Genomic DNA, 15424 nt, shown 5'->3' with positions numbered 1-15424 from the left:
GCTCCTGCCGGGCGTGGCGCTTCTCGCCTTCGGCTTCCTCTACCCCTTCGGCACCACGCTCTTCGCCCCGCCCGCCGCCGAACACCCCGATGTCCTCGGCAAGCTCGGCGGGATGCTCGGTGACGCCTACGTCCTGGAGGTGGCGGCCCGGACCATCCGGGTCGCCGCCCTCACCACGGTCATCTGTCTGCTGCTCGGCTTCCCGGTGGCCTACCTGATCTCCCGGGCACCCAGGCGCCGTCAGGGTCTGCTGCTCGCGCTCGCCGTCTTTCCGCTGTTGCTCTCCACCGTCGTCCGCACCTTCTCCTGGCTGGTCATCCTCGGCCGCAACGGACTGATCAGCTCCGTGCTGATCGACCTGAAGCTCGTGGACGGTGGCACCCAACTGCTCTACACCGAATTCGCCCTGGTCGCCGGGCTCACCCAGCTCTTCACCCCGATCATGATCCTGACCTCCTACAGTTCGCTCTCCCATATCGACGCCAAGTTGGAGGACGCGGCCAGGGGGCTCGGGGCCAAACCGGGCCGGGCGTTCCGGAGCGTGGTGCTGCCCCTCGCGCTGCCCGGCGTGCTGGTCGGCGCGACCCTGGTCTTCGCCGGCGCGGTCACCGCGTTCACCACCCCGCTGCTGCTCGGCGGCACCCGCAACCGCACGCTGGCCACGCTGCTGTACGACTACGCCAATGTGAAGCTCGACTGGAGCGCGGCGAGCGCGGTCGCCCTGATCATGACCGTGCTGGTGCTCGCCGCGAGCTGGATATCCGGCCGGCTGTCCCGGGTGGGGGCGGTCTGATGCGAGGGCGTCCCGTGCTCACCGCGCTGTCCGCGCTGGCGCTGCTGTTTCTGCTCGGACCGATCCTGCTCGTCGTCGCGATCGCGTTCTCCTCCGGTGACACCGTCGAGTTCCCGCCCCCGGGCCTGTCGGGGAAGTGGTTCACCAAGGCGCTCGCCCACCAGCCCTTCCAGGACGCGCTCATCACCAGCGCGCTGGTGGCGGCCGGAGCGACGGCCCTGGCGCTGCTCGTGGGCGTTCCGGCCGCGCTGGCGATCCAGCGCCGCCGGTTCCGCGGTCGTCGGGCGATCGAGGCGCTGTTCCTGTCCCCGGCGATCGTGCCGGAGTTGGTCCTGGGGTTCGCCCTGTTCCAGCAGCTGATGGTCACCCTGCGGATCACCGCCCTCGGGGCGCTGCTGATCGGCCACACCGTGCTGCTCCTGCCGTACGCGGTGCGGGTGACCGGAGCCTCGCTCGCCATGGCCGACCCCGCCCTGGAGGAGGCGGGACGCGGTCTCGGCGCGGGGCCGCTGCGGACGTTCCTGCACATCACCCTGCCGGTGATGACGCCCGGTATCGTCTCCGCGGCCGTGCTGTCCTTCCTCACCTCCTTCAACAATGTGCCGCTGTCACTGCTCCTCAACGGTCCCGGTGTCTCCACCCTCCCGGTCGAGATGCTCCATTACGTGGAATTCTCCTTCGACCCGGTCGTCGCGGCCGTGAGCACGCTGCTGCTGGTGGCGACCGTGCTGGTCGCCCTGGTCACGGAGCGGCTCGTCGGATTCAACAAGGTCTTCAGCAAGTAGGGATGCGCCAGATGACGACGCCAGTGGTCCAGCTCCGGGCCATCACCCGGGAGTTCTCGGGGTCGGTGGCCGTGGACGCCATCGACCTGACCGTGGAGCGCGGACAGTTCACCGCCCTGCTCGGGCCCAGCGGCTGCGGCAAGACCACGACCCTGCGGATGATCGCGGGATTCCTCCCGCCCAGCTCCGGCACCATCCTGCTCGACGGCGAGGAGGCCACCCGGCTGCCGCCCGAGCGCCGCAACATCGGCATGGTGTTCCAGTCGTACGCACTCTTCCCGCATCTGACCGTGGAGAAGAACGTGGCGTTCGGGTTGCGGATGCGGGGCGTGCCCGCCGCCGAGATCCGCACCCGGGTGGGCGAGGTACTGGAGCTGGTCGGCCTCGGCCATCTCGCCCGGCGCAAGCCCAAGGAGCTCTCCGGCGGCCAGCAGCAGCGGGTCGCGCTCGCCCGCGCGGTGGCCATCCGCCCCTCGGTGCTGCTGCTGGACGAGCCGCTGTCCAACCTGGACGCGCGGCTGCGCGTCCAGATGCGGCAGGAACTGCTGCGCGTCCAGCGCGAGACGGGTCTCACCGCCATCCTGGTCACCCACGACCAGGAGGAGGCGCTGGAACTCGCCGACTCCATGGTGATCCTCGACCGCGGCCGGATCGTGCAGCAGGGCCCGCCGCGCGAGGTCTTCCGGGCGCCCGCGACCCGCTTCGTCGCGGAGTTCCTGGGCTATGAGAACTTCCTCGACCTCCCCGGCCGGGGCCCGATCACCATCAGGCCCGAGCATGTGGGCGTCCTCGCCCCCGGACAGAAGCCGCCCCCCGGCGGTGAAGTGGTCGAGGGGACCGTGGCCGCGGTCCGCTTCCGCGGTACGGACGTGGCGGTCACCGCCACCGTCGGCGACCGGGTCCTCCACGCCATCAGCACCGATGACACCCTGCGCGCGGGGGAGCCGGTACGGCTCCACCTGCCCCTCGCGCGGGCCGTCCCCCTGGCCGGCGACGACGGCGACGCCCGGCCGGCCACCTCGAAACAGCAGGAGTGTCCCGCATGACCCACAGCACCAGAGTCCTCGCCGGCGCGGCGGCCGCGGCCGCCCTCTCCCTGTCCCTGTCCGGCTGCGCCGAAACCGCCGACGCCGACCCCAAGAAGCTGACCGTCTCCACCTTCGGCTTCGGGGCGGACCGCTTCGAGAAGACGGTGGTCGAGCCGTTCGAGAAGAAGACCGGGATCGATGTCACCGTGGAGACCGGCGCCAACGCCGACCGCCTCACCAAGCTCCGCGTCAACAAGGCGAACCCCACCGTCGACGTCGTCATGATCACCGACCTCTTCGCCGCCATGGGCCAGAAGCAGGGCCTCTTCGACAAGATCGACCCCAAGAAGGTCCCCAACCTCTCCAAGGTGCACGCGTTCGCCAGGAGCGAGGACGGCTACGGCCCCGCCTACACCTACCAGTTGCTCGGCATGCTCTACCGCACCGACAAGTTCAGCGAGCCGCCCACGCTGAACGACCTGTGGAAGGCCGAGCACAAGGGCAAGGTCGCCGTCCCCGACATGTCCACCAGCGCCGGAATGCCCTTCCTGGAGGCCACGTCCGCCACGTACGGCACGGGCCCCAAGGACGCCGACGCCGGATTCAAGAAGCTCTCCGACCTCAAGCCCCATGTGCTCAAGTTCTTCAACCGCAGCACCGAACTGGTGAGCCTCCTGGACCGCGGTGAGGTCGAGATGGCCCCCGGCCTCGACCTGTTCGCCGTGGACCCGGCCAAGGCCGGCAAGCCCATCGGCTGGGCACCGTTCGACAAGGGCCGCTACGTCGCCGCCAACACCGCCCAGATCGTCAAGGGCGGCAAGAACAAGGCGGGCGCCGAGAAGTTCATCGACTATCTGCTCTCCGCGGACGTCCAGGAGAAGGCCGCCGCCTCCTTCAACGACAAGCCGGTCAACAAGGACGCCAAGGTGCCCGCGTCCCTCACCAAGGTGGCGGGCGAGGCCGCGACCGACCCGTCCGCCGCCGGGTTCACCTCCCCCGACCTCGGCTACGCGGTCGATCACAACGACGCGTGGGTGGACCGCTTCCAGCGCGAGGTCTCCGGATGAGCCAGGCCCCCCACCGGGTCATCATCGACTGCGACCCCGGGATCGACGACGCGATCGCGCTGCTGCTGGCGTACGCGTCACCCGAACTCGACGTCGTGGGCGTGACCACCGTCGCGGGCAACGTCGGACTCGATCGGGTCGTCGACAACGCCCTGCGGCTGTGCGACCTGATCGGCGGCGCCGCGGCGGCCACCCCGGTGCTCCGCGGCTACGCCGGCCCACTGGCCCGCGCGCTGCGCCACCCCGACGAGCCGGTGCACGGTGCGTACGGCCTGGGCGGTGTGGAACTCCCCACGCCCACCCGGGCCGCCCACCCCGGCCACGCCGTGGACTGGATGGCCGAACGGATCCGTGTCGGCGCCCCCCAAGAGATCACCCTCATCGCCACGGCGCCGCTCACCAACGTCGCCGCGCTGCTGCACACCCACCCCGACGTCCGGGAGCGGCTGGCGGAGATCGTCATCATGGGCGGCGCGGCCTTCGCCCCGGGCAACACCACGCCCGCCGCCGAGTTCAACTTCCACGCCGACCCCGAGGCCGCCCGCTATGTCGCCGAGGCCGGGGTGCCGCTGCGCATCGTCGGGCTCGATGTGACCCGCGAGGCCCTGACCCCGCTCGCCGACGCCGAGGCACTGATCGCCGACGGCGCGCCCGCGACCTCGGCGGCCGGGCGGATGCTGAGCCATCTCATCGAGCGCTACGCCCGCCGCCACGCCGTGCGTGCCTGCGCCGTGCACGACGCGCTCGCTGTCGCTGCGGCCATCCGGCCGGACCTCCTCCAGTGGACCGAGGCATGGGTGACCGTGGAATGCGCGGGCGAGTTCACCCGTGGCGCGCTGGTCGCCGACGTCCACGGGCGCACCGGCCTGCCGCCCAACGCGAAGGTGGCGACGGGCGTCGACGCGGAGGCGTTCCGCGCGTTCCTGATGTCGCGGCTGCGTGACCGCTACGGCGCGCACACCGCGCCCGCGCCGAGTGCCCCCGTACGGAGCGCTGCCGTGTCAGGTGCTGCCGTACGGAGTGCTGCCACGTCGAGTGCTGCCGCGCCGGGCGCTTCGGCGTAGGGCCGACGCACCCTCCCACTCCCCATTCCAGAGCAAAGAACGAGCAGGAGACCCCATGCCGATGCCAAGCCGCTGCGATCTCCTCATCCGTGGTGCCGGCGTCGTCTCGGTGCACACCGGCGAGATCCGGCCGGCGGACGTGGTGGTGACCGGGGACCTCATCCGAGCCGTGGTCGCGCCCGGTGTGCGGATCGACTCCGACCGCGTCCTGGACGCCGAGGGGCTGCTGCTGGCGCCCGGGTACATCGACGCCCATATGCACATCGAGAGCTCGCTGCTCACCCCCGCCGAGTTCGCCCGGATCACGGTGCGGCGCGGTACCACCACTGTGCTCGCCGATCCGCACGAGATCGTCAACGTCGCGGGGCGCGAGGCCATGGCCTGGATGATCGAGCAGGGCCGCGCGCCCGCGCAGACCATGCTGTGGGCCGTGCCCTCCTGCGTCCCCGCGCTCGAGGGCTTCGAGACCGCCGGATCCCGGCTCACCGCCGAGGACATCGCCGAGATGCTCGACTGGGACGGGGTGACCACGCTCGGCGAGGTGATGGACTACCGGGCCGTCGTCGAGGGTTCCCCGCGGATGCGGTCGATCGTCGAGGCCGCCCGGCGCAAGGGCGTCCGGCTCGACGGCCACTGCCCGGGCCTGACCGGCGACGATCTGGGCGAGTACCTCTGGGCGGGGATCGACTCCGACCACACCAAGAACACCCCCGAGGTCGCCGTCGAGAAGGCCCGGCTCGGAATGTTGCTGATGCTCCAGGAGAAGTGCCTCACCCCCGAGTTGGTGGCCCGCCTCCGCGAGCTCCCCGTCCTGCCCGACTTCTGCCTGGTCACGGACGATCTGGCAGCCGATGCCATCCTCGAGCGCGGACATCTGGACCATATCGCCCGGGTCGCGCTGGACGCCGGGCTCAGCCCGCTGACCGTGCTCCGGGCCCTCACCCTGCACCCGGCACGCCGCCTCGGCCTGGACGACCGTGGCGTGGTGGCACCGGGGAAGCGGGCCGACCTCGTCCTGCTGCGCGCGCTGGAGGACCCGACGCCGGTGACCGTCGTCTGCGGTGGACAGGTCGTCGAGGCCGCCGGCGCCGGCGCGACGGCCCCGGTCCGCAACCCCTTCGCCGACTCGGTACGCCTCAGCCCGCTCGACGAGGACGACTGCCGCTGGCGGGTGGACCTGCCCGATGGGGAACACGCCTTCCGGGCGCTGCGGGTGAACCCCGTGGACACCTTCACCGAACCGGCCGAGGTCGTGCTGCCCGTACGGGACGGCATCGTGAAGTGGGAGGGCAGGACGGCCGTGCTCGCGGTGTACGAGCGCCACCAGCGCTCCGGCCGCCGGACGATGGCCCCCGTGGTCGGCTTCGAGCTGGCCGAGGGCGCGGTCGCCACCACGTACGCACACGACAGTCACAACCTCACCGTCGTCGCCACCGACGCCACCGCGCTGCGCCATGCGGCCAATCGGGTGATCGGCTCCCACGGTGGCATCTGTGTGGCCGTCGCCGGAGAGCCGGTCGTCCACCTCCCGCTGCCGGTGGGCGGCGTGATGTCCCCGGCCCCGGCCGCCGCTGTCGCCCGGGGCGCGGCCGCCGTACGGGAGGCGCTGCACCGGTGGGGCTGGCGGCACCGCAATGCCTTCATGAGCATCTCGACCATGACGCTGCCCGTCTCGCCGCAGATCAAGCTCACCGACAAGGGCCTGGTGCGGGTGGTCGACCGGGCGTGGGAGCCGGCCGTCGTCCGACGGCCGGACAGGATCGGCTGACGGCCGGACAGGATCGGCTGACGGCCGAACGGGGGTCGGCCGTCAGCCGCGTCCGTGGGCGGGCCGGGCCGTCGCCGTCAGCCGGTCTCCGTCCTGCGCGCCCGGTACGCCATCCAGGCCGCCACCACCGCCCCCGAGACGTTGTGCCAGACGGAGAACACGGCGGCCGGGAGCGCGGCCAGCGGGCTGAAGTGGGCGGCGGCCAGGGAGGCGGCGAGCCCGGAGTTCTGCATGCCGACCTCGAAGGCCATGGCCCGGCTGGCGGGCGCGCCCAGCCGGGCCAGCTTCCCCGCCCCGTAGCCCAGCGCCAGGCCGAGCCCGTTGTGGAGCACCACGGCGAGCAGCACCAGCGCCGCCGCCGACTTGATGGCGTCCGCGCTGGCGGCCACCACAATGGCCACGATCACGCCGATGGTGACCGCCGACAGCCAGGGCAGCAGCCCCAGCACCCGCTGGATGAACCGCCCGGCGACCAGCCGCACGACCAGCCCCCCGACCACCGGCAGCAACACGGTCTTGAGGATGTCGGTGACCATCGACTCCGCGTCCACCGGCAGGAACTCCCCGGCCAGCAGCAGCGTCAGCGGCGGGGTGACCAGCGGCGCGAGCACCGTGGAGACGGTGGCGACGGACACCGACAGCGCCACATCGCCGCGTGCCAGATACGTCACTACATTGGAGGCCGTTCCGCTCGGCGCACAGCCGACCAGGATGACACCGGCCGCCAACTGCGGGGAGAGGCCGAGGGCGTGGGCGATCAGCCATCCAAGACCCGGCATGATCACATAGTGCGCGACCAGCCCGAGCGCCACCGCCCAGGGCCGCTTGATGACACCGGAGAAGTCCTGCGGGGTCATCGTCAAACCCATGCAAAACATGACGATGCCGAGCAAGTAGGGCACGTTCGGCGCCCAGCCGCTGAAGGTGCCGGGCGTGCCGAGGCCCGCCGCACCGGCGGCGAGGACGAGGAGGGGGAAGACGGTGACGGCCCGCCGGGCCGCCCGGTCGGCGGCAGCGGGCTCCGGTGACGGCGAGGGCGCCTGCCCCGCCGTCGTCGAGGAGTTGGCCGCGGAGCTCTTCGATTCGGATCGCACCGCGTGATGGAACGCTTCCGGAGGTGCCTTCCGCAACACCGTCTCGTTATGTGGTCACTACACCCACTATGGCGAGCCGAGCGGCGGCAGCGGCAGCGGAAGCCCCGGCAGACCGTCGATGCTGCTGGCGATGTGCTCCTTCTTGTGGAAGTAGCGGTCCAGCGATTCGTCGTCCTCCCGCCGGAAGCGGGAGGCGTGCAGCGGGCGGTCCTCGCGGTAGTCCATAAACGGGACCGCGTAACCGCAGGTGTCCCGGATCAGCTCGGCCGTCACCACGATGACCGCCCGCAGCCCGTGGGCGTCGACATCGATGTCCGGGAAGTGCTCGAGCAGCGCGGGGAAGCGCGGATCGTCACGGAACACCGGCTCGCCCCGGCCGTGGACGCGCACGATGTTCGGCGGGCCGGTGAAGGCGCACCACATCAGGGTGATCCTGCCGTTCTCCCGCAGATGGGCGATGGTCTCGGCGTTGCTCCCCGCGAAGTCCAGGTAGGCCACGGTCAGTTCGTCGAGTACGGCGAAGGAACCGGCCAGCCCCTTCGGTGAGAGGTTCACCGTGCCGTCCCCGGCCAGCGGGGCGGTGGCGGTGAAGAAGATCTTCTGCTCTTCGATGAAGGTGCGGAGTCTGCCGTCGATGCGTTCGTACACCTTTCCCATGTGGCGCATTATCCCTGCGGGTGGTCGCCGAGGCGATGGTTCCATGGGTGCATGGCCACCAAGAAAGCGTCCACGAGCAAGCCCGCGATCCGGATCCGCCGGGTGTACGACGCCCCCGGCCCGGACGACGGCACCCGCGTCCTGATCGACCGCGTCTGGCCCCGCGGCCTCGCCAAGGCCGACGCCCACCTGGACGAATGGACCAAGGACGCCGCCCCCTCCACCGAACTGCGCCGCTGGTACGGCCATGACCCGGACCTCTTCCCGGAATTCACCCGCCGCTACCGCGCCGAGCTCACCACCCCGGAGCGCCGCGAGGCCGTCACCCACCTCCGCGAGCTGACCGCCTCCGGCCCCCTGACCCTCCTCACGGCCGTGAAGGACCTCGACCACGGCCATGTCCAGGTCCTGGCCGAGGCGATCCGCGGCGACGAATGAGCGCCGCTCGATCGCCCTATACGCACAGCTCCGCCGAATAGCGGGCGAAGCCGCTGGTGTGCCAGGTGGAGCCGTCGGCGGTGATGACGAACGCCTCGGCGTCGGGGAGCCGTCCCAGCCAGGGGCGGGCGCGTTCGGCGCCCATGGCGCAGGCCGCGGTGGCCACGGCGTCCGCGTCGGCCAGGCTGGTGGCGATCACGGTGACCGAGGCCAGGCCCTGCGCCGGGGGGCGCCCGGTGCGGGGGTCCAGGATGTGGCAGCCCCGCTCGGCCGGGCCCGAGGTGGCCACGGCCAGCTCGCCGTGGGTCTCCACGATCGCCGCCAGCTCGCCCCGGCGCAGCGGATCGGCGATGCCCACCCGCCAGGGGCCGCCGTGCACCTGGACGTCGCCGCCGCCGTTCACACACACCGACCCGGCGCCCGAGGAAACCAGCATCCGGGCGGCGCGCTCCACGGCCCAGCCCTTGACCAGGCCCGTCGGGTCGAGGCGGCCACCGGCGTAGCGGGCGGTGAACCAGCCGCCGCTGCGGTGCTCGGCGTCCTCGCACATCCGCAGCACGTCCCGGACCTCCGGGGCGCAGCGCGACAGCGTCAGCTCACCGCGCCCCAGCCGGCTGATCTGGCTGTCCCGGCGGTAGGTGGAGAACAGCTCGTCCACCCGGTGCAGCCCCACCACGGCCCCGTCCAGCGCGGCCTGCACCCGGGGCCGGTCGGCGGGCGCGACCTCGCGGACGTCGAAGGAGAAGACCGTGCCCATGACGTGCTCGACATGGCGCAGCGGCTCGGGTTCGTCCATTCCGTACGTCACTTGGCACCCGCCTTGTCGAGCGCGCTCTGGAGCGACTTGGCGTAGCCCTCGCTGGTGTAGGTGGCCCCGGAGACCGTGTCCACCTTCGCCGCGGCCACCGCCTGCTGGTTGAGCTTCGGGATGGAGTCCTTGGCGATCTGCTCGCTGCGCGGCCCGGAGTCCGGCGTCTTGACCGCCTGCGCGCCGGTGATCTTCCCGCCGTTGACGGTGAGGCTCACCTGGACCGGGCCGTACTGCGTCTGCACGGCGTCGCCGGTGACCGTACGGGCGCCGCCCGCCCCCGCCCCGGCCCCCGCGCCGGCCCCGCCCGGCTGTGCCGTGGCCGCGACCGGGGGCGCCTGCCCCGGCTGGTTCCCGGCGACGGCCTGGCCGCCCCCCGAACCGGGCTGCTTCAGTGCGAGCAGCAGCACCACACCGGAGACGGTGGCGGCCGTTCCCACGATGATGCGGCGCAGCGGATGCTTCCTCTTCATGGCTTCACCTCGGTCACAGCTCGAAGGATTCGTGGTGGATCCGGCGATCCGGAACCCCCGCCTCACGCAGCGCCCCGTACGCGTGCTCGGCCAGGCCCGGTGGGCCGCACAGATAGACGTCGTGGTCCTCGATGTCGGGGAGCAGATGGCCGAGCCGCTCCGCGGTGATCTCCGGCCGGGCGCCGTCCGGGCCGTTCACCGCGTACAGCAGCCGGGCTCCGCGCTCGGTCGCGATCTGCTTCAGCTCGTTCCACAGCGCCAGGTCCTCGACGCTGCGGGCCCGGTAGAGCAGGGTGAGGTCGCTGCCCTTGCCCGGCAGCGTCTCGAACAGCGCCCGGATCGGAGTGATCCCGGCCCCGCCCGCGATCATCAGCACCTTGCCGCGGCTGCGCCGCGCCGCGGTCATCGCCCCGTACGGACCCTCCGCCCACACCCGCGTCCCCGGCTCCAGCGAGGCCAGCCCCGTGCTGTGGCCGCCCACCGCCTTCACCGTGATCCGCAGCAGCTCCGGCCGGGGCGGCGCGGAGAGCGAGTACGGATGGGAGCCCCAGCGCATCCCCGGGGCCAGGAACCGCCATCGGAAGAACTGCCCGGCCTGCGCCCCGAGCCGATGCAGCTTGCGCCCCTTGATGAGTACCGACACCACTCCGGGCGCCTCCGGTACGACGGCCTCCACCCGCATCCGGTGCCGCAGGTTCAGCCGCAGCGGCACCAGCAGCCGGTACCAGACCACCAGCGCGGTGACCGTGCCGTACAGCGCGTACCAGGCGGTCTCCGCGGTCTTGTTCCCGACGAACTCCGCGCCGGTCGCGAGCTGGTGCCAGAACGTCAGGAAGACCGCCAGATAGGTGAACAGATGCAGGTAGTACCACACCTCGTACGGCATCCGGCGGCGCACCATTCCCGCCGAGACCAGCCCGATCACCACCAGCATCGCGGTGCCGACCACCGCCTTGATCATGTCCGGGTAGTCCATGACCACGGTGACGGACTGGTCGACGAAGCCGGTGCCGGCCTGCTCCGCGTAGCCCGCGATGATCAGCCCGACGTGCGCCACGATCAGACACAGCGCGTACCGCCCGCTCAACGCGTGCCACCGCGAGACCCGGTCCGACCCCACCCGCCGCTCCAGCGCCGGAACGCGCGCCATCTGGAGGACGACGAGGGCGAGGACATAGCCGCCGAGCAGCCCGCTGAGCCGCCCGGCGTGGGTCAGCCACTGCGCGGTGCCCTCGACGTTCGGAGTGTTCTGCCACCACAGCGACAGCACCGCCGCCGCACCTGCCAGGCTGAGCAGGATCAACGGCACGGCGGGCGAACGGCGGGGCTGGATGCGGCGCATGGCCTGCCGCCGTCCGGCCCGGCTGTTCAGTAGCGTCGTCACGGCCTGTCCCCTTCCCTTGGGCTCCGGCGCAAGGGAATACGGCCGCGAGCGCGGGATGACTCAACGGCCGCCGGGATTCACAGGTTTCGGTCGCAGCTCACAGGTCCGGCCCAGGATTCACAGGTTCGGGCGTCACCGGCGGTGGCGCACGGGCAGCAGCAGATCGCTCACCACCGGCAGGTGGTCCGACGCCTCCGGGTCCGCCGTGAACACCTGGGCGGTGAGCGGGCGCAGGTCGCGGGAGGGGAGGAGGAAGTCGATACGGGCGTGCGGGTTGACGGAGTCGTAGGTGAAGCCGTCGCCGGTGCCGGCCTGGGGCCACACATCGCCGAGCACGTCGGTCAGGGTCCGGATCTCCGGGGTCTCGGACGTGGCGTTCAGGTCGCCGACCAGGACGGTGCCCTCGGGGGAGGAGCCGAGGAGCTCGACGATCCGGGCGGACTGGCGCTCGCGCTCCTGGTTGTCGTCGTGCTGCAGATGCGTCACCGCGAAGTCGACGCAGGTGCCGCGCACGCCCAGGGTGGCCTGGAGCAGACCGCGCTGCTCATGGCCGGGGACGAGCGGCAGATGGGTGTTGGTCCAGGACCGGATCGGCCAGCGGGAGAGCACGGCGGTGCCGTACTGACGGCGCGGCCGGCCGGGCTCCTCCGGGGCCAAGTCCAGGTTGGCGCCGAAGGCGTGACGCATCCCCAGCCGCTCGCCCAGCCAAGCGGGCTGGTCGACGAAGCCGCTGCGCTTCCAGAACCGGTCGACCTCCTGAAGGCCGACGACGTCCACCCGCATGGCCTCGATCACCCGGGCGACGCGGTCCAGGTCCGTGACGTCGGCGGGGCTCGCGCCGTGGTGGATGTTGAACGTGGCCACGCGCAGCGGCCGCGGGCCGGTGGCGGCGGCCGCCACCCCGGACGTCCCGGCGGCGGCGGTGGCGCCGAGGCCGACCGCCGCGGCGAGGAACCGGCGGCGGCTGGGGGCAGTGTTCAGGTGATTCATGGCGGTCAGCGTGCGTTCCGGTTCCGAACGCCTTCCCACGGCGCCGTGAACGGCCCCGGGCGGCTGGGAGTCGTCTCGGCCGGAGCGGTCCGCCGTCCGCGCCTCCACGGATGTCACCGATGGTGGAACTTGATCGGGTAGGACACCGTTGAGCGCGGTTTGGGCTGCTTCTTGGTGCCCTTCCCGCCGTCCTTCTTCCCGTCGTCCCTCTCGAAGTGGACGGGATACCGGGCTGTCTGATGTGGATTCGGCGATTTGTCGTCACGGGTGTTGCCGTCACCGTGGTTGTTGATCCACAGGACCCCGACCACGAATGCGCCGAGCACCATCATCTGCTTCTTCTGCACCGGCCCCGACTCCCCCTCGGTCCGCAGCTGCGCTCCCCGCCCCGCCATGGTCTCAGCCCGGCGGCCGAATGGGCAGGTGCTACCGCGTGGTGAAAGCGCCTCCGTTGACGTGAATGGTCTGGCCGGTGATGTGCCGCGCGCCGGGCGAGGCCAGGAAGAAGGCGGTGCGGGCGATGTCCTCGACCGTACCCGCGCGCTTGTTGTGGGTCTCCGCCACGAGCGCGTCGCGGCGTTCGTCGGTCATCCCGCCCTGGAAGAAGTTCGTACCGGCGATGAAGCCCGCGGAGATGACATTGCAGGTGACGCCCTTCGGCGCGAGCTCGGCCGACGTCGAGGCGTTCCACGCCGCCAGTGCGGCCTTCGCCGCGCCGTAGGAGCCGCCGCGGCGCTCGGCGCCGATCGAGCCGATGCTGATGACGGAGCTGCCGCCGGTCAGCTTCTCCTGCACCGAGGCGGTGGTCAGCACCGCGGTGAGCAGGTTCTGGGACAAGCTGCTGTGCCACTGGGCGAGCAGCGCGTCCAGGGGCGGGAGCCCGTCGGCCGCGGCCTCGGGCAGCCCGCCGGCCGCGTTGACCAGGACGTCCAGCTCGCCGAAGCGGTCGGCGAGGGCGGCGACCCGCTCGGGGGAGCCGGCATCACAGACGACGCCGTGCGCCCCCGTCTCCTTGGCGGTCTGTTCGACGGTGCCGGGGTGGCGGCCGGTGATGAAGACCTCCGCCTGGTCGGCGATGAACACCTCCGCGACAGCACGGCCGATGCCGCTGGTACCGCCGGTGATGAGCACGGTGCGGCTCACAAGTCCTCCTGTACTGAGTTACGTTTAGGTCTAAACGTAACTCATGGCGACAGGAGAACGCACTCATGGCCGACCCCGACCCCGATGTCCCGGAGCCCGGCGCCCATGGCTCATCGGAGGAGCCCGGGGCCGTCCACTCCGCCGCGGACATCGCCGCGGCCTGGCGGCGGGAACGGCCGGGTGCCCCCACGGAGTCGATCGAGATCGTCACCCCCATCTGGTGGCTGGGAAAGCTCTTCGCCGACGACCGCGACCGGGCGCTGCGCGCGGCGGGAATCGACGCGGCCACCCTCGATCTGCTGTCCGTCATCCGCCGCTCCGGTCCGCCCTACGCCCTGAGCACGCGCGAGATCGCCCGCCGGACCCTGGTGACCGCCGGAGCGATCTCGCAGCGCGTCGCCCGGGCCGAGCGGGACGGCCTCGTTCTGCGCAGGCCCGGCACCACCGGCCGTCGCACCGTCCTGGTGTGCCTGACGGCCGAGGGACACGCCCTCATCGAGCGGTCCGTCGACACCGTGCTCGGCCGCGAGGCCAGGCTCGTACGGGGTCTCTCGGGCGAGGAGCGCACGGTGCTCGCCGGGCTGCTGGCCAAGCTGATGGCGGACGTCCGGCGGCGCACGGATCGGTGACCGGGTGGGGATCCGGCGCCCGCCGCTTTGACGAAACATACGGTCCAGTGCATACTCATGCAGAGAAGCGCATGGATCGTAAGGAGGCACCCCGTGACCGAGCGCGTCGTACTCGCCTACTCGGGCGGTCTGGACACCTCCGTCGCCATCGGCTGGATCGCCGAGGAGACGGGTGCCGAGGTCATCGCCGTCGCCGTGGACGTCGGCCAGGGCGGCGAGGACCTGGACGTCATCCGCAAGCGCGCGCTCGCCTGCGGGGCGGTCGAGGCGGAGGTCGCGGACGCCAAGGACGAGTTCGCCGAGGAGTACTGCCTTCCGGCGATCAAGGCCAACGCGCTGTACATGGACCGCTACCCGCTGGTCTCCGCGCTGTCCCGGCCGACGATCGTGAAGCACCTGGTGGCCGCCGCCCGCAAGCACGGCGCCGGGACCGTCGCCCACGGCTGCACCGGCAAGGGGAACGACCAGGTGCGGTTCGAGGCCGGTATCTCCTCCCTCGCCCCCGATCTGACCTGCATCGCGCCGGTCCGGGACTACGCGATGACCCGGGACAAGGCGATCGCCTTCTGCGAGGCCAAGGGCCTGCCGATCGCGACCACCAAGAAGTCCCCGTACTCGATCGACCAGAACGTCTTCGGGCGGGCCGTGGAGACCGGCTTCCTGGAGGACATCTGGAACGCGCCGATCGAGGACGTCTACGAATACACCTCCAACCCGGCCACCCCGCGCGAGGCCGACGAGGTGGTCATCACCTTCGACAAGGGCGTCCCCGTCGCGATCGACGGCGAGCGCGTCACCGTGCTCCAGGCCATCCAGCGGCTGAACGAGCGGGCGGGCGCCCAGGGCGTCGGCCGGATCGACATGGTCGAGGACCGGCTGGTGGGCATCAAGTCGCGGGAGGTCTACGAGGCGCCCGGCGCCATCGCGCTGATCACCGCCCACCAGGAGCTGGAGGCCGTCACCGTCGAGCGCGAGCTGGCCCGCTACAAGCGGCAGGTCGAGCAGCGCTGGGGCGAGCTGGTCTACGACGGTCTGTGGTTCTCGCCGCTCAAGCGGGCCCTGGACGGATTCATCGCCGAGGCGAACGAGCACGTCTCCGGCGAGATCCGGATGACCCTGCACGGCGGCCGGGCCGTCGTCACCGGACGGAAGTCGCACACCTCGCTGTACGACTTCCACCTGGCGACCTACGACACCGGCGACACCTTCGACCAGTCGCTGTCCAAGGGCTTCATCGAGATCTTCGGGATGTCCAGCAAGATCGCCGCGAAGCGGGATCTGCGGCAGTAGCCTTCGCACCAGC

17 protein-coding genes are annotated in these 15424 nt (G+C 71.5%); 9 read left to right on the top strand and 8 right to left on the bottom strand.

The window, feature by feature from the left end; all coding sequences use genetic code 11:
- The first annotated feature begins 13 nt into the window (after positions 1-13).
- Genes ACZ6TD_RS11120 through ACZ6TD_RS11095 form a run of 6 tightly spaced genes read left to right on the top strand, consistent with a single transcriptional unit; the run spans position 14 to position 6505 of the window.
- The gene (locus ACZ6TD_RS11120; protein WP_471353051.1) at positions 14-793 is read left to right on the top strand and encodes an ABC transporter permease; all 780 of its coding nucleotides are present in this window, start codon (positions 14-16) and stop codon (positions 791-793) included.
- Positions 793-1578 carry an ABC transporter permease gene (locus ACZ6TD_RS11115; RefSeq protein WP_174890224.1) on the top strand — a complete coding sequence of 262 codons (786 nt, stop codon included), beginning with the start codon at positions 793-795 and terminating at the stop codon, positions 1576-1578. The genes ACZ6TD_RS11120 and ACZ6TD_RS11115 overlap by 1 nt, the downstream gene beginning before the upstream one ends.
- Before the next feature lie 11 nt (positions 1579-1589).
- Positions 1590-2624: an ABC transporter ATP-binding protein gene (locus ACZ6TD_RS11110; protein WP_471353048.1), complete on the top strand. Its 1035-nt coding sequence runs from the start codon at positions 1590-1592 to the stop codon at positions 2622-2624.
- Positions 2621-3673 carry an ABC transporter substrate-binding protein gene (locus ACZ6TD_RS11105; protein ID WP_471353046.1) on the top strand — a complete coding sequence of 351 codons (1053 nt, stop codon included), beginning with the start codon at positions 2621-2623 and terminating at the stop codon, positions 3671-3673. The genes ACZ6TD_RS11110 and ACZ6TD_RS11105 overlap by 4 nt, the downstream gene beginning before the upstream one ends.
- On the top strand, positions 3670-4737 hold the full coding sequence (locus ACZ6TD_RS11100) for a nucleoside hydrolase (RefSeq protein WP_471353044.1): 1068 nt from the start codon (positions 3670-3672) through the stop codon (positions 4735-4737). Before ACZ6TD_RS11105 ends, ACZ6TD_RS11100 begins: the two co-directional genes overlap by 4 nt.
- 55 nt (positions 4738-4792) lie before the next feature.
- Positions 4793-6505 (top strand): adenine deaminase C-terminal domain-containing protein, encoded by a 1713-nt coding sequence (locus ACZ6TD_RS11095; protein WP_471353042.1) that lies wholly within the window; start codon positions 4793-4795, stop codon positions 6503-6505.
- Between the two features lie 77 nt (positions 6506-6582).
- Here ACZ6TD_RS11095 and ACZ6TD_RS11090 read toward each other — a convergent pair whose 3' ends face one another.
- Together ACZ6TD_RS11090 and ACZ6TD_RS11085 are read right to left on the bottom strand one after the other, a co-directional pair.
- Positions 6583-7599: a bile acid:sodium symporter family protein gene (locus tag ACZ6TD_RS11090; RefSeq protein WP_471353041.1), complete on the bottom strand. Its 1017-nt coding sequence runs from the start codon at positions 7597-7599 to the stop codon at positions 6583-6585.
- 66 nt (positions 7600-7665) lie between these two features.
- Positions 7666-8256 (bottom strand): pyridoxamine 5'-phosphate oxidase family protein, encoded by a 591-nt coding sequence (locus ACZ6TD_RS11085; protein ID WP_471353039.1) that lies wholly within the window; start codon positions 8254-8256, stop codon positions 7666-7668.
- A 51-nt stretch (positions 8257-8307) separates the two neighbouring features.
- Between ACZ6TD_RS11085 and ACZ6TD_RS11080 the strand changes: the two genes are divergently transcribed.
- Positions 8308-8694, top strand: a complete 387-nt coding sequence (locus tag ACZ6TD_RS11080) for a DUF488 domain-containing protein (protein ID WP_471353037.1) — start codon at positions 8308-8310, stop codon at positions 8692-8694.
- Positions 8695-8710: 16 nt separating this feature from the next.
- Here ACZ6TD_RS11080 and ACZ6TD_RS11075 read toward each other — a convergent pair whose 3' ends face one another.
- The 6 genes from ACZ6TD_RS11075 to ACZ6TD_RS11050 form a co-directional block, all read right to left on the bottom strand.
- The gene (locus ACZ6TD_RS11075; RefSeq protein ID WP_471357634.1) at positions 8711-9451 is read right to left on the bottom strand and encodes an FAD:protein FMN transferase; all 741 of its coding nucleotides are present in this window, start codon (positions 9449-9451) and stop codon (positions 8711-8713) included.
- A 47-nt stretch (positions 9452-9498) separates the two neighbouring features.
- Positions 9499-9975: an FMN-binding protein gene (locus tag ACZ6TD_RS11070; protein ID WP_471353035.1), complete on the bottom strand. Its 477-nt coding sequence runs from the start codon at positions 9973-9975 to the stop codon at positions 9499-9501.
- A gap of 13 nt (positions 9976-9988) precedes the next feature.
- Entirely contained in the window at positions 9989-11317 is a 1329-nt protein-coding gene (locus ACZ6TD_RS11065; RefSeq protein WP_471357631.1) for a ferredoxin reductase family protein, read from the bottom strand.
- Between the two features lie 174 nt (positions 11318-11491).
- Positions 11492-12349: an endonuclease/exonuclease/phosphatase family protein gene (locus ACZ6TD_RS11060; protein ID WP_471353034.1), complete on the bottom strand. Its 858-nt coding sequence runs from the start codon at positions 12347-12349 to the stop codon at positions 11492-11494.
- A gap of 113 nt (positions 12350-12462) precedes the next feature.
- Positions 12463-12696, bottom strand: a complete 234-nt coding sequence (locus tag ACZ6TD_RS11055) for a hypothetical protein (RefSeq protein ID WP_471353032.1) — start codon at positions 12694-12696, stop codon at positions 12463-12465.
- Between the two features lie 79 nt (positions 12697-12775).
- Positions 12776-13492 carry an SDR family NAD(P)-dependent oxidoreductase gene (locus ACZ6TD_RS11050; protein ID WP_471353030.1) on the bottom strand — a complete coding sequence of 239 codons (717 nt, stop codon included), beginning with the start codon at positions 13490-13492 and terminating at the stop codon, positions 12776-12778.
- 65 nt (positions 13493-13557) lie between these two features.
- On the opposite strand from ACZ6TD_RS11050, the gene ACZ6TD_RS11045 reads away from it, so the two are divergent.
- Together ACZ6TD_RS11045 and ACZ6TD_RS11040 are read left to right on the top strand one after the other, a co-directional pair.
- Positions 13558-14121, top strand: a complete 564-nt coding sequence (locus ACZ6TD_RS11045) for a MarR family winged helix-turn-helix transcriptional regulator (protein WP_471353028.1) — start codon at positions 13558-13560, stop codon at positions 14119-14121.
- A 93-nt stretch (positions 14122-14214) separates the two neighbouring features.
- Entirely contained in the window at positions 14215-15411 is a 1197-nt protein-coding gene (locus tag ACZ6TD_RS11040) for an argininosuccinate synthase (protein ID WP_471353027.1), read from the top strand.
- The last annotated feature ends 13 nt before the right edge of the window (positions 15412-15424 follow it).

The sequence above is a fragment of the Streptomyces yongxingensis genome (genome assembly GCF_055597465.1).
The sequence above is the reverse complement of the archived record's forward strand: the minus strand, read 5'-3'. Positions and strand labels throughout refer to the sequence as shown.